The sequence below is a fragment of the Haemophilus influenzae genome (genome assembly GCF_019703545.1).
Lineage (GTDB): Bacteria > Pseudomonadota > Gammaproteobacteria > Enterobacterales > Pasteurellaceae > Haemophilus > Haemophilus influenzae_E.
Genome location: NZ_AP018771.1, coordinates 1374481 through 1398742, shown reverse-complemented (window position 1 = coordinate 1398742; position 24262 = coordinate 1374481). Strand labels below are relative to the sequence as shown.

Annotated in this window: 29 protein-coding genes and 1 pseudogene; 9 read left to right on the top strand and 21 right to left on the bottom strand. The window is 36.6% G+C overall.

The features are described 5' to 3' along the window. Nucleotides 1-25 precede the first annotated feature (25 nt). Both K6J66_RS06965 and folE read right to left on the bottom strand, forming a co-directional pair. Entirely contained in the window at nucleotides 26-292 is a 267-nt protein-coding gene (locus tag K6J66_RS06965) for a YcgL domain-containing protein (protein ID WP_005666870.1), read from the bottom strand. Between the two features lie 60 nt (nucleotides 293-352). Beyond that, complete coding sequence (folE, locus tag K6J66_RS06960; protein ID WP_005666869.1) at nucleotides 353-1009, bottom strand: GTP cyclohydrolase I FolE; 657 nt, start codon at nucleotides 1007-1009, stop codon at nucleotides 353-355. A gap of 137 nt (nucleotides 1010-1146) precedes the next feature. On the opposite strand from folE, the gene moeA reads away from it, so the two are divergent. From moeA to K6J66_RS06945, 3 genes are all read left to right on the top strand, one after another. Continuing rightward, nucleotides 1147-2361, top strand: a complete 1215-nt coding sequence (moeA, locus tag K6J66_RS06955) for a molybdopterin molybdotransferase MoeA (RefSeq protein WP_110442480.1) — start codon at nucleotides 1147-1149, stop codon at nucleotides 2359-2361. Between the two features lie 3 nt (nucleotides 2362-2364). After that, complete coding sequence (moeB, locus tag K6J66_RS06950) at nucleotides 2365-3096, top strand: molybdopterin-synthase adenylyltransferase MoeB (RefSeq protein ID WP_061720876.1); 732 nt, start codon at nucleotides 2365-2367, stop codon at nucleotides 3094-3096. Between the two features lie 66 nt (nucleotides 3097-3162). After that, complete coding sequence (locus K6J66_RS06945) at nucleotides 3163-3486, top strand: HI1450 family dsDNA-mimic protein (protein ID WP_005641855.1); 324 nt, start codon at nucleotides 3163-3165, stop codon at nucleotides 3484-3486. Between the two features lie 178 nt (nucleotides 3487-3664). On the opposite strand, the gene K6J66_RS06940 is transcribed toward K6J66_RS06945, so the two are convergent. Genes K6J66_RS06940 through msrAB form a run of 3 tightly spaced genes read right to left on the bottom strand, consistent with a single transcriptional unit; the run spans nucleotide 3665 to nucleotide 5892 of the window. Next, nucleotides 3665-4135 carry a redoxin domain-containing protein gene (locus K6J66_RS06940; protein ID WP_005652758.1) on the bottom strand — a complete coding sequence of 157 codons (471 nt, stop codon included), beginning with the start codon at nucleotides 4133-4135 and terminating at the stop codon, nucleotides 3665-3667. Between the two features lie 42 nt (nucleotides 4136-4177). Then, on the bottom strand, nucleotides 4178-4819 hold the full coding sequence (locus tag K6J66_RS06935) for a cytochrome c biogenesis protein CcdA (RefSeq protein WP_005656594.1): 642 nt from the start codon (nucleotides 4817-4819) through the stop codon (nucleotides 4178-4180). A gap of 11 nt (nucleotides 4820-4830) precedes the next feature. Further along, nucleotides 4831-5892 (bottom strand): bifunctional peptide-methionine (S)-S-oxide reductase MsrA/peptide-methionine (R)-S-oxide reductase MsrB, encoded by a 1062-nt coding sequence (gene msrAB / locus K6J66_RS06930; protein WP_105894234.1) that lies wholly within the window; start codon nucleotides 5890-5892, stop codon nucleotides 4831-4833. Between the two features lie 174 nt (nucleotides 5893-6066). Here msrAB and K6J66_RS06925 point away from each other — a divergent pair, with 174 nt between their 5' ends. Then, a complete protein-coding gene (locus tag K6J66_RS06925) occupies nucleotides 6067-6930 on the top strand; it encodes a DMT family transporter (protein ID WP_038439796.1) in 864 nt (287 codons plus the stop codon). 94 nt (nucleotides 6931-7024) lie between these two features. On the opposite strand, the gene K6J66_RS06920 is transcribed toward K6J66_RS06925, so the two are convergent. The 4 genes from K6J66_RS06920 to K6J66_RS06905 form a co-directional block, all read right to left on the bottom strand. Continuing rightward, on the bottom strand, nucleotides 7025-7198 hold the full coding sequence (locus K6J66_RS06920; protein WP_038439795.1) for a zf-HC2 domain-containing protein: 174 nt from the start codon (nucleotides 7196-7198) through the stop codon (nucleotides 7025-7027). Between the two features lie 9 nt (nucleotides 7199-7207). Continuing rightward, complete coding sequence (locus K6J66_RS06915; protein ID WP_005666857.1) at nucleotides 7208-7753, bottom strand: sigma-70 family RNA polymerase sigma factor; 546 nt, start codon at nucleotides 7751-7753, stop codon at nucleotides 7208-7210. A gap of 145 nt (nucleotides 7754-7898) precedes the next feature. Further along, on the bottom strand, nucleotides 7899-8039 hold the full coding sequence (locus tag K6J66_RS06910) for a YadA-like family protein (RefSeq protein ID WP_162627412.1): 141 nt from the start codon (nucleotides 8037-8039) through the stop codon (nucleotides 7899-7901). 234 nt (nucleotides 8040-8273) lie between these two features. Next, complete coding sequence (locus K6J66_RS06905) at nucleotides 8274-8429, bottom strand: hypothetical protein (protein WP_162683543.1); 156 nt, start codon at nucleotides 8427-8429, stop codon at nucleotides 8274-8276. 226 nt (nucleotides 8430-8655) lie between these two features. Here K6J66_RS06905 and tdeA point away from each other — a divergent pair, with 226 nt between their 5' ends. After that, nucleotides 8656-10020, top strand: a complete 1365-nt coding sequence (tdeA, locus tag K6J66_RS06900) for a toxin/drug exporter TdeA (protein WP_038439793.1) — start codon at nucleotides 8656-8658, stop codon at nucleotides 10018-10020. Nucleotides 10021-10097: 77 nt separating this feature from the next. Here tdeA and K6J66_RS06895 read toward each other — a convergent pair whose 3' ends face one another. The 6 genes from K6J66_RS06895 to rlmE all read right to left on the bottom strand — a co-directional run bounded on the left by K6J66_RS06895 (nucleotide 10098) and on the right by rlmE (nucleotide 16348). Then, nucleotides 10098-10640 carry a histone gene (locus K6J66_RS06895; RefSeq protein WP_042593393.1) on the bottom strand — a complete coding sequence of 181 codons (543 nt, stop codon included), beginning with the start codon at nucleotides 10638-10640 and terminating at the stop codon, nucleotides 10098-10100. Nucleotides 10641-10853: 213 nt separating this feature from the next. Then, nucleotides 10854-11348: a phosphohistidine phosphatase SixA gene (gene sixA, locus K6J66_RS06890; RefSeq protein WP_005652786.1), complete on the bottom strand. Its 495-nt coding sequence runs from the start codon at nucleotides 11346-11348 to the stop codon at nucleotides 10854-10856. Between the two features lie 58 nt (nucleotides 11349-11406). Then, nucleotides 11407-12744: a phosphoglucosamine mutase gene (gene glmM, locus K6J66_RS06885; protein WP_110442481.1), complete on the bottom strand. Its 1338-nt coding sequence runs from the start codon at nucleotides 12742-12744 to the stop codon at nucleotides 11407-11409. 37 nt (nucleotides 12745-12781) lie between these two features. Next, nucleotides 12782-13609: a dihydropteroate synthase gene (folP, locus tag K6J66_RS06880; protein ID WP_110442482.1), complete on the bottom strand. Its 828-nt coding sequence runs from the start codon at nucleotides 13607-13609 to the stop codon at nucleotides 12782-12784. A gap of 111 nt (nucleotides 13610-13720) precedes the next feature. Continuing rightward, nucleotides 13721-15628, bottom strand: coding sequence for an ATP-dependent zinc metalloprotease FtsH (ftsH, locus tag K6J66_RS06875; RefSeq protein WP_011962130.1), 1908 nt, complete (start codon nucleotides 15626-15628; stop codon nucleotides 13721-13723). 90 nt (nucleotides 15629-15718) lie between these two features. Next, nucleotides 15719-16348 carry a 23S rRNA (uridine(2552)-2'-O)-methyltransferase RlmE gene (gene rlmE / locus K6J66_RS06870; RefSeq protein ID WP_005691617.1) on the bottom strand — a complete coding sequence of 210 codons (630 nt, stop codon included), beginning with the start codon at nucleotides 16346-16348 and terminating at the stop codon, nucleotides 15719-15721. 126 nt (nucleotides 16349-16474) lie between these two features. On the opposite strand from rlmE, the gene yhbY reads away from it, so the two are divergent. Beyond that, entirely contained in the window at nucleotides 16475-16774 is a 300-nt protein-coding gene (gene yhbY / locus K6J66_RS06865; protein ID WP_005650404.1) for a ribosome assembly RNA-binding protein YhbY, read from the top strand. 39 nt (nucleotides 16775-16813) lie between these two features. Here yhbY and greA read toward each other — a convergent pair whose 3' ends face one another. Continuing rightward, on the bottom strand, nucleotides 16814-17290 hold the full coding sequence (gene greA, locus K6J66_RS06860; RefSeq protein WP_005650402.1) for a transcription elongation factor GreA: 477 nt from the start codon (nucleotides 17288-17290) through the stop codon (nucleotides 16814-16816). Nucleotides 17291-17453: 163 nt separating this feature from the next. Between greA and dacB the strand changes: the two genes are divergently transcribed. Beyond that, entirely contained in the window at nucleotides 17454-18893 is a 1440-nt protein-coding gene (gene dacB / locus K6J66_RS06855) for a serine-type D-Ala-D-Ala carboxypeptidase (RefSeq protein WP_038439788.1), read from the top strand. Between the two features lie 93 nt (nucleotides 18894-18986). Continuing rightward, nucleotides 18987-19594, top strand: a pseudogene (locus K6J66_RS06850) (IS1595 family transposase). A 71-nt stretch (nucleotides 19595-19665) separates the two neighbouring features. Here the strand turns inward: K6J66_RS06850 and rpsO are convergent. The 5 genes from rpsO to K6J66_RS06825 form a co-directional block, all read right to left on the bottom strand. Continuing rightward, complete coding sequence (gene rpsO / locus K6J66_RS06845) at nucleotides 19666-19935, bottom strand: 30S ribosomal protein S15 (protein WP_005652821.1); 270 nt, start codon at nucleotides 19933-19935, stop codon at nucleotides 19666-19668. 135 nt (nucleotides 19936-20070) lie between these two features. Beyond that, complete coding sequence (locus K6J66_RS06840; RefSeq protein ID WP_005694447.1) at nucleotides 20071-20208, bottom strand: hypothetical protein; 138 nt, start codon at nucleotides 20206-20208, stop codon at nucleotides 20071-20073. Beyond that, nucleotides 20205-20933 carry a BUD32 family EKC/KEOPS complex subunit gene (locus K6J66_RS06835; RefSeq protein ID WP_005657380.1) on the bottom strand — a complete coding sequence of 243 codons (729 nt, stop codon included), beginning with the start codon at nucleotides 20931-20933 and terminating at the stop codon, nucleotides 20205-20207. The genes K6J66_RS06840 and K6J66_RS06835 overlap by 4 nt, the downstream gene beginning before the upstream one ends. 233 nt (nucleotides 20934-21166) lie before the next feature. Continuing rightward, nucleotides 21167-21700 (bottom strand): bifunctional 3-hydroxydecanoyl-ACP dehydratase/trans-2-decenoyl-ACP isomerase, encoded by a 534-nt coding sequence (gene fabA, locus K6J66_RS06830; RefSeq protein WP_005650386.1) that lies wholly within the window; start codon nucleotides 21698-21700, stop codon nucleotides 21167-21169. 169 nt (nucleotides 21701-21869) lie between these two features. Continuing rightward, on the bottom strand, nucleotides 21870-23645 hold the full coding sequence (locus tag K6J66_RS06825) for an AAA family ATPase (protein WP_038439784.1): 1776 nt from the start codon (nucleotides 23643-23645) through the stop codon (nucleotides 21870-21872). A gap of 126 nt (nucleotides 23646-23771) precedes the next feature. Between K6J66_RS06825 and matP the strand changes: the two genes are divergently transcribed. After that, nucleotides 23772-24218, top strand: a complete 447-nt coding sequence (gene matP, locus K6J66_RS06820; protein ID WP_005688201.1) for a macrodomain Ter protein MatP — start codon at nucleotides 23772-23774, stop codon at nucleotides 24216-24218. The last annotated feature ends 44 nt before the right edge of the window (nucleotides 24219-24262 follow it).

Below are 24262 nucleotides of genomic sequence, written 5' to 3'. Positions count from 1 at the left end.
TTTTTTTATCTTATAAATAGACAAATTATTTGATCTCACTCAAGCTATTAAATAAACCATCATCTTGTTTTGCTATTTGTAAGTAAAATCCTTGGCGTTTAATTGTTTCCAATACTTCATTACAATCTACATTGTATAGTGCTTTACGCCCAAGCAGATTAAACATCATCACTAATTCTGGTTTACCAAAATGTTCGAGTAAAACGCTGGGAACTAAAGAAAAATCCTCTCTATTAGCAACATAAAGGTAACTTCCTAACTTCTTTTTACTTTTATAAATGGCACATAGCATATTTGATTTCCCGAAATAAAAATCCGCACATTTTACGTGCGGATTACAATTTATCATTTCCTATTTTTGAACTGTGGCTAAAAATTCTTTACGAGTATCTCTATCTTCTAAGAATACGCCACCATAAGCAGATGTGACAGTATAACTATTTGTATCTCTAATACCACGTGCTTTCACGCAAAAATGGGTCGCTTTCACATATACCGCCACATCATCGGTTTCAAGAATGGTTTGAAATGCTGTCAAAAGTTGCTCAGTTAAGCGTTCTTGAACCTGTGGACGTTGCGCAAAAAATGAAACAATTCGATTAATTTTAGAAAGACCAATCACCCAATCTTTTGGATAGTATGCCACACAAACTTTACCATCAATCGTCACAAAATGATGTTCACAAGTGCTTGTTAGCGTGATGTCATTCACTTGCACCATTTCGCTGACTTTCATTTGATTTTTGATTTTTGTCATCTTTGGAAAATTCGCATAATCCATTCCACTAAAAATCTCATCAATAAACATTTTAGCTAAACGATTTGGCGTTTCTTCTAAACTATCATCTCGCAAATCTAATCCAATCAGCTTCATTACTTCATGCATGTGTTTTGCAATGCTTTCTCGACGTTCATTTTTAGCCTGTGTTGGATCAATCATGGGTGTCTCAATACCTTTTTCAATCAAGGCATTTCTTACATTCAGTGCATCCAGTGAAATTTTGCTCATAATAGTCTTTCCTAAAAAAATAATCGGCTATTCTAGCAAAGGATAATAGGATGGTAAAATGAGAAAAATTGCAAATTTGAATGAATTAGGCTTTAGATATAGAATAGCTGACAAATTTTATCAAATAAGGATTTTCTATGCTTACATTGGATCAAGCTCGCTCGAAAATGCTTGAACAGCTTCCCTCCCCGACTCAAACTGAATGCCTAAATTTACAAGAAGTCGCCAATCGAATTTGTGCAGAAGATATTATTTCGCCTATCAATGTTCCCTCTTTCGATAACTCAGCAATGGATGGTTATGCTGTACGTTTATCGGATTTACAACAATCTTTAACCCTTTCAGTGGCAGGGAAATCTTTTGCAGGTAATCCATTCAAAGAGGAATGGCCATCAAAAAGTGCGGTCAGAATTATGACTGGTGCGATGATTCCTGAAGGCGCAGATGCAGTGATAATGCAAGAGCACGTGACACTCAATGAAGACGGCACCGTCACTTTTAGTGAATTGCCTAAACCAAATCAAAACATCCGCCGTATTGGCGAAGATGTAAAAAAAGGCGATGTGGTATTAGAACAAGGCGCACCTCTCACCTCTGTTTCCTTGCCGTTATTAGCCTCTCTAGGCATTGCAGAAGTAAAATGCTATCGTCAATTAAAAGTCGGCGTACTCTCAACTGGCGATGAACTTGTGGAAGTCGGCAAACCATTACAAAGTGGGCAAATCTATGATACTAACCGTTTCACCGTAAAATTACTGCTAGAAAAACTAAACTGTGAAGTCATTGATTTAGGACTATTACCTGATAACGAAGTGGAATTTGAAAAAGCATTTATTGCCGCACAAAGCCAAGCCGATTTAGTGATTACCAGTGGCGGTGTTTCCGTTGGTGAAGCGGATTTCACTAAAGCAGTATTGGAAAAAGTAGGCAAAGTAAATTTCTGGAAAATTTCAATCAAACCGGGCAAACCATTCGCTTTTGGTAAATTAGAAAATGCTTGGTTCTGTGGTTTACCCGGCAATCCTGTTTCCGCATTAGTAACATTTTATCAACTTGTACAGCCATTAATCGCTAAACTGCAAGGACAAAAACAATGGAAAAATCCACCGCACTTTTCAGCCATTGCTACAATGAATTTGAAAAAATCAGTGGGACGTTTAGACTTCCAACGGGGTTTTTATTACATCAATGAACAAGGTCAAATTGAAGTGCAATCAGTAGGTTTCCAAGGTTCTCATCTCTTTAGTGCTTTTGTAAAAAGCAATTGTTTTATCGTGTTAGAACAAGAACGTGGCAATGTCTCTGCGGGCGAAACAGTGACAATTGAGCCTTTCAATCATTTATTAGGATAAAAAATGATCGAACTTAGTCACGAAGAAGAATTGCGTTATAACCGTCAAATTATTCTTAAAAGCGTAGATTTTGACGGGCAAGAAAAACTTAAAGCAAGCAAAATGCTGATCGTTGGGCTTGGTGGCTTAGGCTGTGCAGCCAGCCAATATCTCGCAGCGGCAGGCGTTGGAAATTTAACACTGTTGGATTTCGATACAGTTTCGCTTTCTAATCTTCAACGCCAAGTCTTGCATTGCGATGCTCGCTTGAATATGCCCAAAGTGGAGTCAGCTAAAATTGCACTGGAACAAATCAATCCACATATAAACATAGAGACGATTAATGCAAAGTTAGACGAAGAAAAACTCGCAGAAATCATTCCGCACTTTGATATTGTTTTAGATTGTACAGACAATGTGGAAATCCGTAATCAATTGGATTGCCAATGTAATCATGCAAAAATTCCTCTTATTTCTGGCGCCGCAATTCGGATGGAAGGTCAGATTTCCGTTTTCACTTATGAACCAAATACGCCTACTTATCGTGATCTCAGCAAATTATTTGGACAAAATGTATTAAGCTGTGTGGAAGCTGGCGTGCTTGCACCAATCGTCGGTATTGTGGGCTGCATTCAAGCCTTAGAAGCAATTAAAGTGCGGTTAAAAATCGGTAAGAATTTGTGTGGACGCTTATTGATGATTGACGGTTTTTCGATGAATATTCGAGAAATTAAACTTCCAACCAATATGGAATAAAACCCTTAAAAAGAGAAAAAAATTTAACCGCACTTTTATTAACCATAACCTTTACGACAAAATACTATGACAACAGAAATTAAAAAACTTGATCCCGATACAGCCATTGATATTGCTTACGATATTTTCTTAGAAATGGCTGGAGAAAATTTAGATCCTGCCGATATTCTTTTATTCAACTTACAATTTGAAGAACGCGGTGGTGTGGAATTTGTTGAAACCGCCGATAATTGGGAAGAAGAAATTGGTGTACTGATTGATCCTGAAGAATACGCTGAAGTGTGGGTGGGTTTAGTCAATGAACAAGATGAAATGGATGATGTCTTTGCTAAATTCTTAATTTCTCACCGAGAAGAAGATCGCGAATTTCACGTTATTTGGAAAAAGTAACGATAACGTAAAAATAAAAAACTATTATACAAGCAATAAAATCATACCGCTTATAATATAGTTTTTTTATCAATCTACCAAATGCTCAATGCACAAACGCCAATCTTAGATACTTTATTTCTTTGCTCTGTAAAAATGGAATATAAAAAGCGGCTTAAAAATAAGCCGCTTATCATCGTTATTTTTCAGCAAACACTCGAATTTGCTCTGCACCTAAATGTCCTGGTACGGTTTTTTTCAGGTTTAAATCACTATCTAAAAAGAGATTAAACGGATAGCCACGCACTCTTGCTTTATCAATGATTTCTCCTTTTTCATCTAAAAGCACCGTGATATTTTTATATTCCAATCCCTTGTACCACTCAATAAAATCAGCGGTGTCTTTTTCGCCTTTGTGATCGGGCGAAACGATGGTAATCACTTCAAAATTACGATCTTTTTCCGCACTTAAATCATCAATTTCAGCTAATCCAGCCAAGCAAATCGGACACCAAGATGCCCACATTTTTACATATACAGGTTTGCCTTTATATTGGCTTAAAGTAACTGGCTGATTATTTAAATCTTTGAGTTGCACATCTGCCAAATTAGTTTGTGCAAAAGCGTTTAGGCTGAATGCCATTAGAAATATTGATAGTAGTTTTTTCATTGCTTTTTTCCTTTTATAAATTTCTTTTGTTGAGGTTATGTTTTACGAAAAATTATTCGTAATTAATAAAATACCCATCACGATAATTAAAATTCCGCCACCGATTTTAAATTTGTCTAAGTGTTTATTTAACCCTTTGGCACGTTTGAGCAAGCTGTCAGATAAGAACGAAAACAGTACAAACGGGGTCGCAAGCCCTAAGACATAAACAAACATCATTGATGCACCGTAAAGTGCAGAGCCTTCATCGCCTGATAAAGCTAACACGGAAGCCAGAATCGGGCCAATACAAGGTGTCCAACCAAGACTAAAGGTTAAACCAAGGACAAATGCCTCAAGTGCGGTTGATTTTCCTGATGTTTTTATTTCCACCAATTTCGTGCGTTCCAACAAACCAATTTTGAAAATGCCAAGTTGATGAATACCCAAAATAATCACGATAACGCCAGCGATAATGCGGGTGGTGTTACTAAATAAAATATTCCCTAAAAAACCAAAACTAAAGCCTAAACTGACAAATGTAAGGGAAAGCCCTAAAATAAATAAAAAAGTATTTAAGACTTTTTTACCGCCTTTACTCAAAATACCAAAATAAATTGGAATAATCGGGAAAATACAAGGCGAAAGAAAAGAAGCAAGCCCAGCTAAAAATACAGTTCCAATAAGGAGTTGTTGATCTAACATCCTACATCTCCTTATTTTTTAATGGATTGAATCAAATATCCATATCCTGCCTTTTCCATTTCTGCTAACGGGATAAATTTAATTGATGCACTGTTAATGCAATAACGCAAACCGCCTTTATCTTTCGGGCCGTCATCAAATACGTGACCTAAATGAGCATTGCCCGCACGGCTTAACACTTCGGTACGTTGCATATTGAAGCTATTGTCGGTTTCATAATGCACCACATCTTTAATGATCGGTTTCGTAAAACTTGGCCAGCCACAACCTGATTCAAATTTATCATTTGAAGAGAAAACAGGCTCGCCTGTGGTGACATCAACATAAATACCTGGTTGGAAATTATCCCAATATTCGTTACTAAAAGAGCGTTCAGTATGTTTATTTTGAGTAACGGAATATTGCAACGGTGTCAATTTCGCTTTGAGTTCTGCATCACTCGGTTTCGGATAATCTTTTTCGTCAATCACAGGTTCATCTGCTTTGGTAATATCAATATGGCAATAACCATTTGGATTTTTCTTCAAATAATCCTGATGATATTCTTCTGCTACGATGTAATTTTTAATCGGCTGCACCTCAATTTGTACTGGTTTTTTATATTTGGTTTGAAGCTGGGCGAGAGCTTGTTCGATCACTGCTTTATCTGCCCCATCTTGATAATAAATCCCTGTGCGATATTGTCTACCACGGTCGTTACCTTGTTTGTTTACACTCGTTGGATCAATCACTTTAAAATAATATTTAAGCAATTTATCTAACGAAATTTGGTTTGCATCGTAAGTGACTTTTACCGTTTCTGCGTGATCGGTTAGCCCAATCATATGATAACTGGTTTTCCCCGTATTACCATTGGCATAGCCAGAAATCGCATCTTTCACACCGTGAATACGCTCCATATATGCTTCCATACCCCAGAAACAACCACCAGCAAGATAAATTTCTCGGATGTTTTGTGTATTTTCCATTGCCATTTTTTGTTCTCCAGATGATGATGTTGAATTTTGTATTGCTAAAGTTGGTGTAGCACTGCAAAGTGCGGTAATAAATAGAAATGTTTTTGATAGTTTCATTGCTTTTCCTTATGAAGTAAAAATTAACGTTACATAAGGTTAGACGGCGGATAATTCGATTTCTTACAGATTTTTGCAAAATTTTTAAAGAAATTGATTAAAATCCATTGTTATAACCAATAATAAAGCGTTAAAACACTATTTATCCCTATTTTCTAAGGTAAAAAAATCTATATGCAATCATATTCCACTCCTTCGATTTATCACAAAGCGATTAGTTTTATGGTGTCAGCGTACTTTTCCATTACTTTGATGAATGTATTTGTCAAAACCGCTTCTGAAACAATCCCTGCAAGTGAAACCTTATTTTCACGCTTTTTAATCGGCTTGCTTTTCTTACTGCCTTTTGTAATTAAAGATCATGATTTTAAAGTGGATACTCGTCAATGGAAATTTTTAATCCTGCGAAATGCCGCGGGTGTATCGAATATGTTGATTAACTTTTATGTCGTGAAGTTCTTACCGCTTTCCATCGCTGTCTTATTGATGAATACCTCTGCTCTATTTATCCCAATTTTATTGCTCTTTTTCCATCAAAAAACACCGCTTAATGTGCTTTTGTGTAGCTTAATCGGCTTTCTTGGCGTTTCCATTATTTTACTCACCAATCACAATGGCAATGTTGATCCTATTTATGTGCTGATTGGATTATCTGGTGCTGTATTGGCAGGAATGGCATTTATTGGCTTACAAGAATTAAACAAATACAACACACCGAAAAATATCGTATTTTATTTTCACTTGATTGGTACGTTCATGTTACCAATCTTCTTTATTAATCAATGGAAAATCCCTAATTTATATGAGCTTGGTTTATTGCTATTAGTGGGCGGATTTGGATTAATTTTCCAATTATTGCTCACTCGTGCTTTCAGATATGCGCCAGCCAACGTTATTACCCCTTTTGCTTTTACTGGCGTAATTTTCTCTAGCGTTTTCGACTGGCTCTTTTGGCATCATACGCCTAATCTCTATTTTTGGTTCGGTGCAATTGTAATTGTGGGAGCAGTAAGTTTATTGGCGAAACTGAAGAAATAAAACCTTTAAGATTACAAAATGCCATACGGATAAGTTAGAAATACCGCTATAAAGTGCGGTCAAAATAGCGGTGTTTTTAATACTTTCATCACTCTTAATGTGAATCTTTAAATTTCTTCATCATCATACTTAAAGTTTTACAATTTCTTTGAAAACGACGACAATGTGGGCAGGTAACTAAATGAACTCTTAACCCAACTTTTTCTTGTATATCTAATGAACGTTCGTGCGATTCGGAAATCATTCGAGTGGCTTGGTGACAACGCATAATTTTCTCCTAAAGTTTTTTTGAAAGACAGTTTTGCAACTGTAAACGAGCCCGATAAAGGGTGGTATGTAAATTAGACGAAGTTAAATGTGTTTCTTGACAAATTTCTTCAGATGAAAGCTCTAAAAACTCTCGCATCATAAAAATTTTTGCCTGTTTAGCAGGTAAACAAGTCAAACAACTTTCAAAAATCAGCCAAAATTCATCGGAATAAACCGTTTCTTCTTCGCCTTGTAATTCACTCGGGTGATATTCTGGTTTCCAATGCCCCTTTTCATCAAAAAATGAATTATTAGTATTTTCATCTTCAAGTTCACTTTCTAAAACAAACCGCCCTTTCTGACGTAAATAATCAATAATCTTATTTTTAAGAATCGCAAAAATCCAAGTCTTAAATGCAGATTGACGCTTAAAATTAGCGAGATTTTTGAATGCACTTAAAAAAGCTTCTTGTACTAAATCTTCAGCAAGATCGGCTTGATTTACTTGCAATTGTGCAAATGTCAGCATTTGAGTGCGAATTTGCTGAAGCTCAAGATCAGAAATAACATTCATTTTAATTCCTTTAAAACTTATGTAAGAAATGAAACTCACTTCTTTTAACAAACTAAGGTAGCTATTTTTACACTCAAAAAAGGAAATTTAAAATGAAAAATTTTATATTGAATCTATTTTGCGAAGTTAGGAAAAAATCAGGTGTTTAAGAAAAGAATAATTGATACCGCTTTTTAACGTGATATTTGCTTGGTGTGTAGCCGACACCAATTGCCACTGCATTGCGGCTGCCATAACCGCCCACCGCTGCAGAAAAACTCGCTTTTCCAACGACTTGTGGTAACACTAAACCAAAAAGGGCGTTAGCCGCCGCTAAACCACGTTCTAATTTGCTGTCTAACTTACCAATTTTGCCATTTAACTCGTTAAAGCCTGATTGGAAATTTTACTATTAATTGTATTATTCTTTAAATTACCAATGATCAGGCTATACGCCAAATTCTTTAATGCCGTAATTCGTACTAATTGAATTGTCACTCGCCGCAAAGGCTTGAGAAGAGATCAGCAAACTGCTGATAAGTTAAGCTGTCGTGGTTAGCTTGACAGATGAAAAGAAAAGATTAGCATTGCTTGCTTGCTTGCTTGCTTGCTTGCTTGCTTGCTTGCTTGCTTGCTTGCTTGCTTGCTTGCTTGCTTGCTTGCTTGCTTGCTTGCTTGCAGAATTGTAATAAAACATGTTATATCCTCCTAGGATAAAACAAAAAAGAAGCGTGACTTTACGTTAAATAAATTGATATGTAAAGGAAATACAAATTTTTTCGTGCAAATTCCAATATTTAACTTTAAAATACTTGCCTCTGAACAAACATTCATTATAAATAAAAGTCACAATATTTATTTTATAAATAAAAAAGTGCGGTTAAAATCATCCGCACTTTTTAGTTCGTAGAAAGGAAAATTCAATGTTTAAAATGAAAAATATCACGCTTGCTTTGTTGATGTCTGGTGCATTGGTGGGATGTGCCAATATTGGCGATTCTTATCAAGCAAGCCTTGAAGATTACAAGCAATATGAAGAAATTACCAAGCAATATAATGTAAAAGAAAATTGGTGGTCGTTATATGATGATGCGCAATTAAATCGTGTTATAGAGCAAGCTTTAACAAACAATAAAGATTTAGCTAAAGCTGCTGTAGCGGTAAACCGTGCGCTTTATAGTGCGAATTTAGTGGGTGCAAATTTAGTGCCTGCATTTAATGGTTCAACTTCATCAGCAGCACAACGCCGAGTTGATATCAGTACAAACTCTGCCATTTCACACAAAGGTTCTTTAAATGTGAGCTATACATTAGATCTGTGGCAACGTTTGGCCAATACTGTTGATGCGGCGGAATGGTCGCACAAAGCAACTGCAGAAGATATGGAATCGGCTCGTTTATCATTAATCAATTCTGTAGTAACAACTTATTATCAAATTGCTTATTTAAATGATGCAATTAGCACAACCAACGAAACGATCAAATATTACACGGATATTGGCAATATTATGCAAACGCGTTTAGCGCAAGGCGTGGCTGATGCAGCCAGCGTTGATCAAGCACAACAAGCCATATTAACGGCGCGTAATAACAAATTAAATTTTGAAACCCAACGCAAAACAGCAGAACAAACACTGCGTAATCTTCTCAACCTAAAACCAAATGAAGCATTAAATATCACGTTCCCTCACATTATGAATGTGAAAACGGTAGGCGTAAACTTAAACGTGCCTGTGTCTGTAATTGCAAATCGTCCTGATGTAAAAGCAGCACAATTCCGTTTAAGCAGTGCATTCAAAAATGCCAAAGCAACTCAAAAAAGTTGGTTCCCAGAGGTTAATTTAGGTGCAAGCCTTTCTTCAACAGCAAGCACGGTTGGTACGGCGTTACATAACCCTGTGGCTGCTGGCACAGTAGGAATTAGCCTACCGTTCTTAAATTGGAACACCGTAAAATGGAACGTTAAAATTTCTGAAGCTGACTATGAAACAGCACGTTTAAATTACGAACAACGTATTACCACCGCTCTCAATAATGTGGATACCAACTATTTCGCATTTACCCAAGCGCAAAGTACATTAAGTAATTTACAGCAAACCCATAGTTACAATCAGCGTATCACGCAATATTATCGAAACCGCTATAATGCGGGCGTATCCGAATTGCGCGAATGGTTAGTTGCAGCCAATACGGAAAAATCATCACAACTTGCGATTTTGAATGCAAAATATCAAGTGCTGCAAAGTGAAAATGCGGTATATAGCTCAATGGCGGGATATTATTTGTAAAAATCAAATTGGATTAATCTATAAAAAATCCCTGTTAAATTTCTTTAACAGGGATTTTGTTATTTAAATTAAACCTATTATTTTGTCGCTTCTTTCACTGAATCTACTGCTTGAGTTGCTTTTTCTGAAACCGCCTCTTTCATTTCACTTGCTTTTTCTGATGCTGCTTCTTTCATCTCACTTGCTTTTTCTGAAACTGCCTCTTTTATTTCAGTTGCTTTTTCTGATGCTGCTTCTTTCATCTCACTTGCTTTTTCTGATGCTGTTTCTTTCATTTCGCCTACTTTTTCTGATGCAGCTTCTTTCATCTCACTTGCTTTTTCTGAAACCGCCTCTTTTATTTCAGTTGCTTTTTCTGATGCTGCTTCTGTTGCTGATTTAATTACTTCTTTCGCATCTTCCACTTTCTCTGCTACTTTATTTTTCACGTCTGTAGAAAGCTGCTGTGCTTTTTCCTTTACTTCAGTCATTGTATTAGCTGCAGCATCTTTTGTTTCTGATGCGACTGATGCTACAGTTTGTTTCGTATCCTCAACTTTTTGTTTTGCTTCTTGCTTATCAAAACAACCTGTCACGGCTAAAGCTGAACCTAAAACCAATGCTAATGTTAATTTTTTCATTATTTTCTCCATAGAATAATTTGATTATTACAAAGCCCTATTACTTTGATGCAGTTTAGTTTACGGGAATTTTCATAAAAAGAAAAACAGTAATAGTAAAATTTTACCTTTCTTTAAAAAGATTACTTTATAAAACAACATCTAAGATATTGATTTTTAATAGATTATATAAAAAACCAATAAAAATTTTATTTTTTGTAAAAAAAGAATAGTTTATTTTAAATAAATTACAGGAGATGCTTGATGCATCAATATTTCTGATTTATTACCATCCCATAATAATTGAGCAATAGTTGCAGGATAAAATGATATTGGATTTCGTTTTCCATACAGTTCAGCAACAATTTCTCCCACTAAGGGCAAATGGGAAACAATCAATACAGATTTAACGCCCTCGTCTTTTAGCACTTCTAAATAATCAATGACTGAATGCGCATGGCCATAAGGCGTAATCCCCTCCCAAATTTCAAATTTATTTTCTAACTCCAAATCAAACGCTTGATTAACTTGATGAAAGGTTTCTTGAGCTCTGACATAAGGGCTCACTAAAATACGGTCTAGTGAATTAATTACTAGCGTGCTTAAATGCTGTTTTAACCACTGCCCTTGTAAAAAAGCCTGTTTAGAACCATAAACAGTTAAATGGCGAGCTTTATCACTATTAGCCATTACTTCCGCTTCGCCGTGACGCATAATAAAAATGTTCATTTTGCTTTCCTAAAAACTTTATAAAAATAAACCGCACTTTACTAAGTGCGGTCAAAAATTAATTAATTTTTTTCACGGCTTCTGCAATTTCTTCTGCACATTGTTGTGCAAGTTCAGCATCTTGGCATTCCACCATAACGCGAATAAGTGGTTCCGTACCCGATTTACGCAATAAAATACGACCTTTACCTTCTAAACGTTTTTCAACCTCTGCGGCAACAGATTTTACAGCATCACTTTCAAGTGGATTTTCCCCACCCGCAAAACGTACATTGATTAACACTTGAGGGAATAATTTAACCGCACTTGCTAATTCATTTAATGATAATTTATGCTGTGCCATCGCCGCCAATACAGCCAATGACGCAACAATGCCATCTCCCGTTGTATTCTTATCCGCAATGATAATATGTCCTGAATTCTCCCCCCCAAGCGTCCAATCATTTTCAACCATTTTTTCCAATACATAACGGTCTCCCACGTTTGCACGTAAGAAGGGAACACCAAGCATTTTCAACGCAATCTCTAGGCTCATATTACTCATTAAGGTGCCAACGACACCGCCTTTTAATTGACCTGAGCGCAATGCTTCACGCGCAATAATAAAGAGAATTTGGTCGCCATCGACTTTATTTCCTAAATGATCGACCATCATAATGCGGTCACCATCGCCATCATAAGCTAAGCCAACATCAACTTTCGTTTCAACAACTTTAGCTTGCAATGCTGTTACATCAGTTGCACCACATTTTTCATTAATATTCAAACCATTTGGATCCGTACCAATTTCAATGACTTCCGCACCTAGCTCTCTAAACACGTTAGGCGCAATATGGTAGGTTGCACCATTTGCACAATCTACCACGATTTTATAACCCTCCAAGCCTAAGTGTGCTGGGAATGTCCCTTTACAAAACTCAATGTAGCGTCCTGCTGCATCATTAATACGGCTTGCTTTACCTAATTCGGCAGATTCCACACAATCCATAGGTTGTTCTAACATTGCTTCAATGGCTTCTTCAATTTCATCAGGTAATTTAGTGCCTTTTGCTGAAAAGAATTTAATCCCATTATCATAATAAGGATTATGAGAGGCTGAGATCACGATACCTGCTTCAGCTCGGAAAGTTCTGGTTAAATAAGCAATAGCAGGTGTCGGCATAGGGCCAGTAAATGCAGCAGATAACCCCGCAGCGGCCAAACCTGCTTCAAGGGCTGATTCCAACATATATCCAGAAATTCGGGTGTCTTTACCGATTAAAACCATTTTCGAACCTTGGGAAGCTAATACTTTTCCCGCAGCCCAACCTAATTTTAATGCGAAATCTGCTGTGATTGGATAAGTACCCACTTTTCCACGTACACCATCTGTTCCAAAATATTTACGATTTGCCATAATAAAATTCCTTTAATTTTTTATCGTTCTAAAGCCATCAGGCATTTTCTGTTGCCTGCCAAACTTTGAGCATATCTGATGTCGCAGCAACATCATGTACGCGTAAAATTTTTGCACCTTTTTGCGCTGCAATAAGCGTGCCTGCCGCACTGCCAATTATTCTTTGATCAACAGGTTTATCAAGCACTGCGCCAATCATTGATTTGCGAGATAATCCCGCTAATACTGGATAGCCATTCTTACAAAATTCATTCAGATTTTGTAATAATTGATAATTATGCTGTACAGATTTACCAAAGCCAAAGCCCATATCCCAAATTAAATTTTCTTTTTTAATGCCAGCAGAAAGGCATTCATTAGTACGTTTTTGTAAAAAAGCCAATACATCTTGCACGACATTTTCATAATAAGGATTTGCTTGCATCGTGCGAGGTTGCCCTTGCATATGCATAATGCAAACAGGTAAAGCCAGTTTTACCGCCGTTTCTAAGGCATTTGGCTCTTGCAAAGCACGAATATCATTAATCAAATCCATTCCAACATTTGCCGCTTCACGCATCACAATTGCTTTTGAGGAATCAACAGAAATCCAGCAATCAAAACGGTTTCGCACCGCCTCCACTACTGGTACAACACGATGCAATTCCTCTTGTTCAGAAACTTCATCTGCATTCGGACGAGTGGATTCTCCACCAATATCAATAATTGCCGCACCTTCTTCCAACATTTTTTCAACTTGAAAAAGCGCTTTATCTAGACTAAAAAACTGTCCGCTATCAGAAAAAGAATCAGGCGTAAAATTAAGAATCCCCATAATTTGGGGCACGCTTAAATCAAGACATTTATTATTTGCGTAAAGTTTCATAAAGTGCGGTTAATTTTTAGAGTGATTTTGGTGGGCGATTATAGCGAAATACATCCAAGAAAAAAATCATTAGGAAAAAATAAAGCCTTTCCGAAGAAAGGCTTTGATAAGTTAAACATTAAAATTGTCGGTATTTTCTACCGCACTTTCAGGCTTTGTATCATTCGTTGTTGAATTTGCATAAGCAGCCTGCTGAGTTTTCGGCTCTCCCCAACCTGATGGCGGTGTGACAGGTTCGCGATTCATCAATTGTTTAATTTGCTCTTCTTCAATGGTTTCATATTTGACTAACGCATCTTTCATCGCATGAAGAATATCCATATTGTCGATCAAAATCTCTCTTGCTCTCGCATAGTTACGATTTACAATTGCACGCACTTCTTCATCAATCGAATGTGCAGTTTCATCTGACATATGTTTCGCTTTCGCCATTGAACGACCTAAGAAAACCTCGCCCTCATCTTCTGTATAAAGAATCGGACCTAACTTTTCAGAGAATCCCCATTGCGTCACCATATTACGCGCGATATTAGTTGCGACTTTAATATCATTTGATGCACCTGTTGAGATATTTTCTTCACCATAAATCAAATCTTCCGCTAAACGCCCTGCATACAAGGTAGAAAGCTTACTTTCTAATTGTTTTTGGCTAATACTAATTTGATCACCTTCAGGTAAGAAGAATGTCACACCCAAGGCACGACCACGAGGAATAATGGTCACTTTATGTACAGGATCATGCTCAGGTACTAAATACCCCACAATCGCATGACCTGCTTCATGATAAGCAGTGGATTCTTTTTGCTTATCCGTCATAATCATAGTGCGACGCTCTGGCCCCATATTGATTTTATCTTTCGCTTTTTCAAACTCAAGCATGGTTACCGTACGTTTATTCACTCGAGCAGCAAACAAAGCCGCCTCATTGACTAAATTTGCTAAATCTGCACCAGAATAGCCCGGCGTACCACGCGCTAACGTCATTGCATCAACATCTTGCGCAACAGACACTTTACGCATATGCACTTTTAAGATTTGCTCACGACCTTTCACATCAGGTAAGCCAACAACTACTTGCCGGTCAAAACGGCCTGGACGAGTTAAAGCTGGATCAAGTACATCTGGACGGTTAGTTGCCGCAATAACAATTACGCCGTCATTACCGCTAAAGCCATCCATTTCAACTAGCATTTGGTTTAAGGTTTGTTCACGCTCATCGTGTCCGCCGCCTAAGCCCGCACCACGTTGGCGACCCACTGCATCGATTTCATCAATGAAGATTAAGCAAGGTGCATTTTTCTTAGCCTGTTCAAACATATCACGTACACGTGATGCGCCAACACCTACAAACATTTCTACGAAATCAGAGCCAGAAATAGTGAAGAATGGAACTTTTGCCTCTCCCGCAATCGCACGAGCAAGTAAAGTTTTACCAGTACCTGGAGGCCCTACCATCAAAATACCTTTTGGAATTTTACCGCCCAAATTTTGGAATTTATTCGGATCACGCAAGAAATCAACGATTTCGCCCACTTCTTCTTTTGCTTCATCGCAACCAGCCACATCCGCAAAAGTCACCTTAATCTGATCTTGATTCAACATTTTGGCTCGGCTTTTACCAAAGCTCATCGCTTTGCCGCCACCGCCTTGCATTTGACGCATAAAGAATACCCATACACCAACAAGGAATAACATTGGGAACCAAGAAATTAAAATTTGGGATAAAAAACCACGTCTTTCAAATGGCGTGCCTTCCACTTTCACTTTTTTGCTTAATAAATCATCAAGCAATTTTTTATCTTCAAGTGGTGGCATTACGGTTGAATATTTAGAACCATCGGTTTTCGTTACCGTAATTTCATTGGCATCAAAACGTGCCGCTGTTACTTGTCCGTTGCTTACATCGTAAACAAAGGTTGTATAATCAGTAGAATTTTCTACCGAAGATGAATTGAAACTTTGGTATGCTGTCATCATAATGACTGCCACTACCACCCAAAGCACTAGATTTTTGACCATATCGTTCAAAGTCTAACCTACCTTTCCTAAGTTAAAAAATTTCGTCACAAGATACTACACATCATTAGCAATGAAAAGCTATCAAAGCAATTATCCTTTATAGCCTGTTGCTACAATATATACTTCACGAGATCGTCCACGTGATGCTTCAGGCTTACGCACTTTTACCACATTAAATAAAGAACGAATTTCTCTTAAATATTCATCAAAGCCTTCCCCTTGAAAGACTTTAACAACAAAACTTCCTTTGCTTGCCAAGACTTGTTTACACATATCTAAAGCAAGCTCGACCAAATACATTGCACGTGGAATATCCACTGATGGCATTCCACTAAAATTTGGTGCCATATCAGACATCACAACATCAACTTTATCTTCGCCTACGCGTGCTAATAAAGCATTCAAAACATTTTCATCACGGAAATCGCCTTGCAGAAAATCAACGCCTACAATGGGATCCATTTCTAAAATATCACAAGCAATCACTCGACCTTTGCCACCAATTTGGCTTACTACGTATTGTGACCAACCACCTGGTGCTGCGCCGAGATCGACCACGGTCATTCCTTGTTTAAATAATTTATCCGTTTGCTGAATTTCATCAATCTTAAAATAAGCGCGTGATCGCAACTTTTGCTTATGTGCTTTTTGCACAAATTGATCACTAAAATGTTCATTCAGCCAACGAGAAGAACTCGCTGAACGTTTTTTCTTTCCCATAATCTTCTATTTTTTGTAGTCGTTTCGCCTATATTTGGGTACAATCTGTCAAATTCAAGTCGAGGCTGATTGAAATCAGTAAAAAACATTGAGAAAATCAACCGCTCTTTTTTATTAGGGATCCTTATGACAACCTTATCAACCAAACAAAAACAATTTTTAAAAGGTCTTGCGCACCATCTTAACCCAGTCGTTATGCTTGGTGGAAATGGCTTAACCGAAGGCGTACTTGCTGAAATTGAAAATGCACTTAATCATCACGAACTCATTAAAGTAAAAGTTGCTGGTGCAGATCGTGAAACAAAACAACTTATTATCAATGCGATTGTGCGTGAAACTAAAGCAGCACAAGTACAAACTATCGGGCATATTTTGGTGCTTTATCGCCCAAGCGAAGAAGCAAAAATTCAGCTTCCACGCAAATAACAACAAAAGTGCGGTCATTTTTAACCGCACTTTTTTTATTTAAATATAATTCACTTCAATAATATCAAACTCAACGACACCACCAGGCGTTGTAATATTAACGGTATCATCTAATTCTTTACCAATTAAGCCTCGCGCAATGGGCGAGTTTACCGAAATTAAACCAGATTTAATATCAGCCTCATCATCGCCTACAATGCGATAAGTGACTTCTTCGTCTGTATTTGTATTTACAAGTACAACTGTTGCACCAAAAATCACTTTACCATTATTTGGCATTTTTGTGACATCAATAATTTGAGCATTACCAAGTTTACCTTCAATCTCTTGAATACGCCCCTCACAAAAACCTTGTTGCTCACGCGCTGCGTGATATTCTGCATTTTCTTTTAAATCTCCGTGCTCGCGGGCTTCTGCTATGGCTTTAATAATTTCTGGACGACGTACATTTTTTAAGAAATCCAATTCTTCTCGTAATTGTTCTGCGCCACGCACAGTCATTGGAATTTGTTGCATTGTTTTTCCTTTTACTAAATAAAACAAAAACCACAGTAAAATTCTAAAATCTTACTGCAGTATTATTAAAAATAAACTTGAAATGAGAAAATGATTTACTCAATTTCATTCGGGGCTTATTATTGTTCGTCTAAAAAAAAATAGCAACCATAACAAACCTAATATGAAAAAATTATCTTCAATTTCCACCGCACTTGGTTCCTTTTTACTTTCAGTGAGTTTTAGTCTACCAACTTTCGCCAATATTAATGTTTCAGATTTAACACAAAAACTGCCTGAAGGCTCTAACACAGGTGTTATTGCTAAAAATATCAATCAAAATCAAATAATTGCTAATTATAATGGCTCAACCTTTATGCTGCCTGCGAGTACACAAAAAGTTTTTACAGCCGTTGCCGCTAAACTTGCATTAGGCGATCAATTCCAATTTGAGACCGCACTTTTGAGTAATGGAAAAATTCAAAGTGGGAATTTAGATGGTCACTTAATCGTGCGTTTCACAGGCGATCCTGATCTCACAAGAGGTCAGCTTTATAGCTTACTTGCAGAATTAAAAAAACAAGGCATCAAAAAAATTAATGGCGATTTAGTATTAGATACCTCTGTTTTTTCTAGTCACGACCGAGGATTAGGTTGGATTTGGAACGATCTCACAATGTGTTTCAACTCTCCACCAGCAGCTGCAAATATTGATAACAACTGTTTCTATGCGGAACTAGATGCGAATAAAAATCCAGGTGAAATAGTAAAAATTAATGTGCCTGCACAATTTCCAATTCAAGTGTTCGGACAAGTTTATGTAGTGGATAGCAATGAAGCGCCTTATTGTCAGCTCGATGTTGTTGTACACGACAATAATCGCTATCAAGTAAAAGGATGTTTAGCCCGTCAATATAAACCTTTTGGCTTAAGTTTTGCCGTGCAAAATACGGATGCTTATGCTGCCGCGATTATTCAACGTCAATTAAGAAAATTAGGTATTGAGTTCAATGGCAAAGTCTTGTTACCCCAAAAACCACAACAAGGTCAGCTATTAGCGAAACATTTATCAAAACCATTACCAGATTTATTGAAAAAAATGATGAAAAAATCGGATAACCAAATTGCCGATTCATTATTCCGAGCTGTGGCATTCAATTACTATAAACGCCCCGCCTCCTTTCAATTAGGCACATTAGCGGTTAAATCCATATTGCAAAAACAAGGAATTCGTTTTGGTAATAGCATTTTAGCCGATGGTTCGGGTCTATCTCGCCATAATCTTGTGGCACCTAAAACGATGCTATCCGTTTTAGAATACATCGCCAAAAACGAAGATAAACTACATTTAATGGAAACTTTCCCCATCGCAGGTGTAGATGGCACGATCAGTGGGCGAGGTGGATTAATTAGCCCGCCATTAGTGAAAAACGTGATTGCTAAAACTGGTTCTTTGAAAGGCGTTTATAACCTAGCTGGCTTTATGACAAATGCGCGAGGGGAAAAAGTGGCATTTGTACAATTTATTAATGGCTACTCAACGGGCGATTTGGAAAGCAAAACCAAACGTGCCCCATTAGTACAATTCGAGCGTAATTTATATAACGAACTCTATAAATATTAAGGTGCTGTAGTAGATAACAACTAAAAATCCTATTTAGGTTAGAATAAACCAATGAGAAAAAGTCACTTAAGCCAGCATAAATAAAATAAACTCATTGAACTGTTTGCCGTAGGTGTCACAACAAGAACAGCCAGTAAATTGGTTAATGTAAACAAAAATACAGCCACTATTACTTTCATCGATTACGCTTACTCATTTATCAAACAAGCCCACATTTGGAAATATTTGAAGGCGAAATTGAATCCGATGAAAGCTATTTCGGCGGTACTCGAAAAGGCAAACGTGGTCGCAGTGTTGCTGGGAAAGTCGCGGTATTCGGGCTTCTCAAATGAAATGGCAAGGTTTATGCCGTCGTTGTCCCTAATGCGCAATCAGCGACATTATTGCCAATTATCCGAGAGAAAGTTAAGCCTGATAGCATTGTGTACACGGATACCTTTCGTAGTTATGATGTGCTTGATGTCAGTGAATTTAGTCATTTTCGCATCAATCACAGCACGCATTTTGCTGAAAATCACAACTACATAAACGGAATTGAGAATTTTTGGAATCACGCAAAACGCCATTTACAGAAGTTTAATGGCATTCCCAAAGAGCATTTTGAGCTGTATTTAAAAGAATGTGAATGGCGTTTTAACAACAGTGAAATAAAATCTCAAATTTCCATTTTAAAACAATTAGTTAAGGGGAATTTGGTCTAGTGATCTAGTACAGCCCCATAAAAAAAGCCCTCGATATTCGAGGGCTTGATTTTTTACTATCGTAATAAAAATTAGCGACGTAAACCTAAACGAGCGATAGTGCTTTGGTATAAAGCAAGATCAGTACGTTTTAAGTAGTCTAAAAGTTTACGACGACGAGAAACCATACGTAATAAACCACGACGACCATGGTGGTCTTTTTTGTGCTCTGCAAAGTGAGTTTGTAAGTGGTTGATTTGTGCAGTTAATAATGCGATTTGAACTTCAGAAGAACCGGTATCTTTCGCATCACGACCAAATTCAGCAACGATTGCTGCTTTTTTTTCAGTACTTAGAGACATTTTTTACTCCTAAAAGGTAGTGTTGTTAATACATCATTCGCCGATCTCTAACTCAGCGATGACAAGGAAATCGCATTCTAACGATGAATAAGTTCAAATGCAAGATAAAGATTAAAGTTACCGCACTTTTCATTATTAGAAGCGAATACCAGATCCAATCCCCACACCTAATCCTACACCATTACTTCCACCACCAGCACTAACACCACCACCCACAGTACAAGCAGCTAATATGCCTGATAATGCAAAAATAAAAAATATTTTCTTCATCATTTTTTCTTTATCAAGAAAATTTCAAATAAGCGATAAATCGAAATTAAATCTGTCTTTGCAATAGGTTTAAAAGGCAATAAAAGATAATAAACCCAGCTAAAACGTTGCAAAAATACGATCATATTTTGCCAATTTTTCGCTTCACAATGTGTTTGATAATACGACGCTACTTTTTGAATAAAAGTGTCCGAAATATCTTCTTCTCGACATAAACTATCAAAGAAAAATAACATATCCCGAATAACTACCCAATTTTGATTTCGGCTATTTGAACGAGATTCAAAATCAAGAAAAGTAACTTTCCCTTTATCCCAAGTAATATCTCGAATAGCAGGACGACCATGCACCAAATTTTTAGCATGCAAATCAATCAAAGCGAGACAAGCATCATAAATAATTAAAAATTTCTGTTGTTCATCTATATTTTTATTACATAGCCATTGTGATACGGTAAGTCCCACATTCTCTAAAACAAAAAAATGATCACTATAATAAGAGACTTTTGGCACTGGCGCATTTTGTTCAGCAAGCTTCAATAAAGTATATAATTCATTTTTAAAAGATTTTTTAGGATGGGGTTTTAATAATAGCCAAATACCTTTCAATTTTTCAGGTTGCTTCAACCAATATTTTTTTCCTTCATATTGAAAAGGATAAATTCGTTCATCTCGATGTTTTGTTACCAGTTGCTTCACATATTCTTGAAAATCATCATTTACCATCATATTCCCACTACTTTAGTATATTATTTATAATTTAAATAGAAATTAATTTAATATTTTCTATAATAACGTTTATTAAAAACTTTAAAATAAACTTTATTTACCACTAATAAAATTAAAAAATAACAAGAATATTATAGATATTTTAAAAATTTATTACAATTTAATAAGTAAAAGTGCGGTGAAAATCTAAGAAAAATTTTCACCGCACTTTTGTATGAGTTAATAAAGGAAAATTAAAATGTTGAGGTATCTTGGAATAGTCCCACTTTTAAATCTGTCGCGGTATAAATAACACGACCATCTACTTCAACTTCACCATCAGCCATTCCCATAACTAGTTTACGATTAATAACTCGTTTCATATGGATTCGGTACACCACTTTTTTAGCTGTTGGCAAAATTTGTCCTGTAAATTTAACTTCTCCAACCCCTAATGCTCGCCCTTTTCCTTTGCCACCAATCCAGCCTAAATAAAACCCAACAAGCTGCCACATCGCATCTAATCCTAAACAACCTGGCATTACTGGATCGCCAATGAAATGACAACCAAAGAACGGCAATTCAGGTTTAATATCAAGTTCGGCTTCAATGTATCCTTTACCGAAAGCACCTGTTTCCTCATTCATTTCAATAATGCGATCCATCATCAGCATGGTTGGAGCGGGTAATTGTGGCCCTTCTTTACCAAATAATTCGCCGCGACCTGACGCGAGCAAATCATCATAAGAATAACTACTTTTTTTATTAAGTGTACAAGCGTTTTGCATTTCAGATTCCTTTATATATGATAAATCCAGTTTATAACTGATATATGTATTTTAAAAGGAACACAGTAAACTGTAAATAGCTAACACCTGTTCGCAAAACTTGTCGGAGCAGTCACTCTTAGAAATTATAGAAAAAAAGAAAAGCGAAAAAATGCTCGCTTTTCTCTATTTAGGAGCGGAAAAAATGCCAAAAACTTTTTCGTTCAGAATCGGCACGTCCCTCAATACGACGTTGAATAAGACGAGATAAAGGCTCAGTTTTTTCTGTATAATCTTTGTTTTCATCTAACAAATCACGCCCAAATAACAATTCACAAGCCTGATAAATATCTTCCACAGGATAAATAAAAAACTCGCCATTTTTTACCGCACTTTTTACTTCATCAGATAAACTCAGTTGCTGGATTGTTGTCATTGGAATGATTACACCTTGTTTTCCAGTCAAACCACGACGTTGGCAAATAGTAAAAAAGCCTTCAATTTTATCATTTACACCACCAACAGAATGAACAAGTCCAAATTGATCAATTGATCCTGTAATTGCGATATGTTGAGGCAAAGGCAAATCGGCTAAAGCACTTGATAACACACAAAAAATCGCCAAAGATGCACTATCGCCATCAATTTCTCCATAAGACTGTTCAAACACCAATGATGCAGAAAATGGCAATTGCGAGGGCAAATCTAAGATATTGGAAAGACAAGCCTGCGCAATCATCATTCCTTTGCCGTGAATATTTCCCGCTAGTTCATTTTTTCTTTCAACATCAATCACTTCCCCATCGCCAAATTGCACAATACAACTAATACGCGAAGGTTCGCCGAAACATACTGGCGTACCAGGATATTCAATTACCGAAAGCCCATTAATTTGTCCAACAATTTCGCCTTGCGTTTCGACATAAACTTGCTCGTTTAAAATATCGGCATAAGTTTGTTCTTTTAAGAAACCATATTGTGCTAATTTTTGTTGAAAAATACCCTCAAAATCCACCGCACTTAATGCAGTTTTTTCAGCAAAAGTTGAAGCATCCTGTAATATTTTTTTTAATTTGAGAGGAGATGCATTAATTAAAAAGCGATTTTCACTTTCACGAACTAATAATTGATAGAGTTTATTTAAAGCAAGAAAATCTAGCTCAATATTTTGCTCTTGAGCCATTTGTTGTACATAACTCGCCCAAGTTTTTTGTTCCTCCACTTCAGCTACAGAAATATAACTTTCAATTTCAGCATAATCGGCGAAAGAATAAAGATTTTCTTCTAACTCAGCCAAAGTGGCTAATTCAGTACGATTACCAAGTACAATCACTTTTAAGTTCAGCGCATAGCTTGGTATATCACAAGGTAAATTTTTAAATGGATGGGCTGAATACCAGTCAAAAGTCTGGGTTTGCAGAATTTGTTTTAATCGCCCCCATAAATCAAATTGAGATAACAATGTTGCCGCACTTAAAATCAAAACGCCACCATTAGCCTTATGCACCAATCCCGGCACTAATTGAATATCTTGTGAACGTGGATGAATCCGAAAACTACCGAAAAGCTGGAATTGATCGCAATACAATGCGCTTAACGCCTCCCCTTGACTAGCAAAATTATCATCTAAAGATTTTGCTGGCTCAGTATAAACATGAGGAAAAGAAAAAGAGTCGCCCTGCTCTATCACATAATTTACACCAAAAATTGACCGCACTTTATGATGATTTTGCGATATAAAATTTTGTAATAATTCCGCATATTCAACAGGTTCGCCCACTTTCATCATTAGTAAGGAACGTGTCGGATGACGTAAAAATAAATCAATACCCTGTGTAGCATTCGGTTGTAACGCCCAGAAATCCACTGGTTCTAAAGGAAAATCTTGAATTACCAAATCAGGTTGTAATGCCTGCCAATTTAAAGATTGCTCAATAGCTTGTTGTTGAGAAAATAATGAACTCACGGCTGGTCTCTTTCTAGAAAAATTGACCACATTATCGCATATTTAATAGCCTTGTGAAAATCCACTAGAAAATCGGCATAAAAACACGTATATTAATGCAGTTACCACGTCACTCAATGATAAAAAATGAAATACCAAAAACTCGAAAATCAAGAAGCAAATTGGAAATGGATTTACCTAATTCGTAAACATCGCGAAGGGGAAAATATTACTCGCTACGAAGAACGTAGTTTGCAAGAAGCTAAAGCCCAAGAATTATTAGAATCCCAAAATTATCCTTCACAAATTGAAGAATGGATTAAAAATCATCTTTCTCCAGCCTTACCAATTAAGCTTGATCAAGCTATTCGTGCCCGCCGTAAACGCTTTTTTAATGGAGAAAAACAACATACCAAGAAAAAATCCATTGATTTGGAATATGCTGTTTGGCTACGTCTTTCTAAATATTCTCGAAAAATGAAGATGACGCTTTCGGAAACAATTACCTATATGATTGACGAAAGAGAAAGCAAGGCACAATTTGAAAATCAAATGGCAGCAATGAAAACCAGTTTGAAGAATTTATTAAAATAATCTTCCCCAAAAGTTATTTTAAATGGAGATTATCTGATTGATTT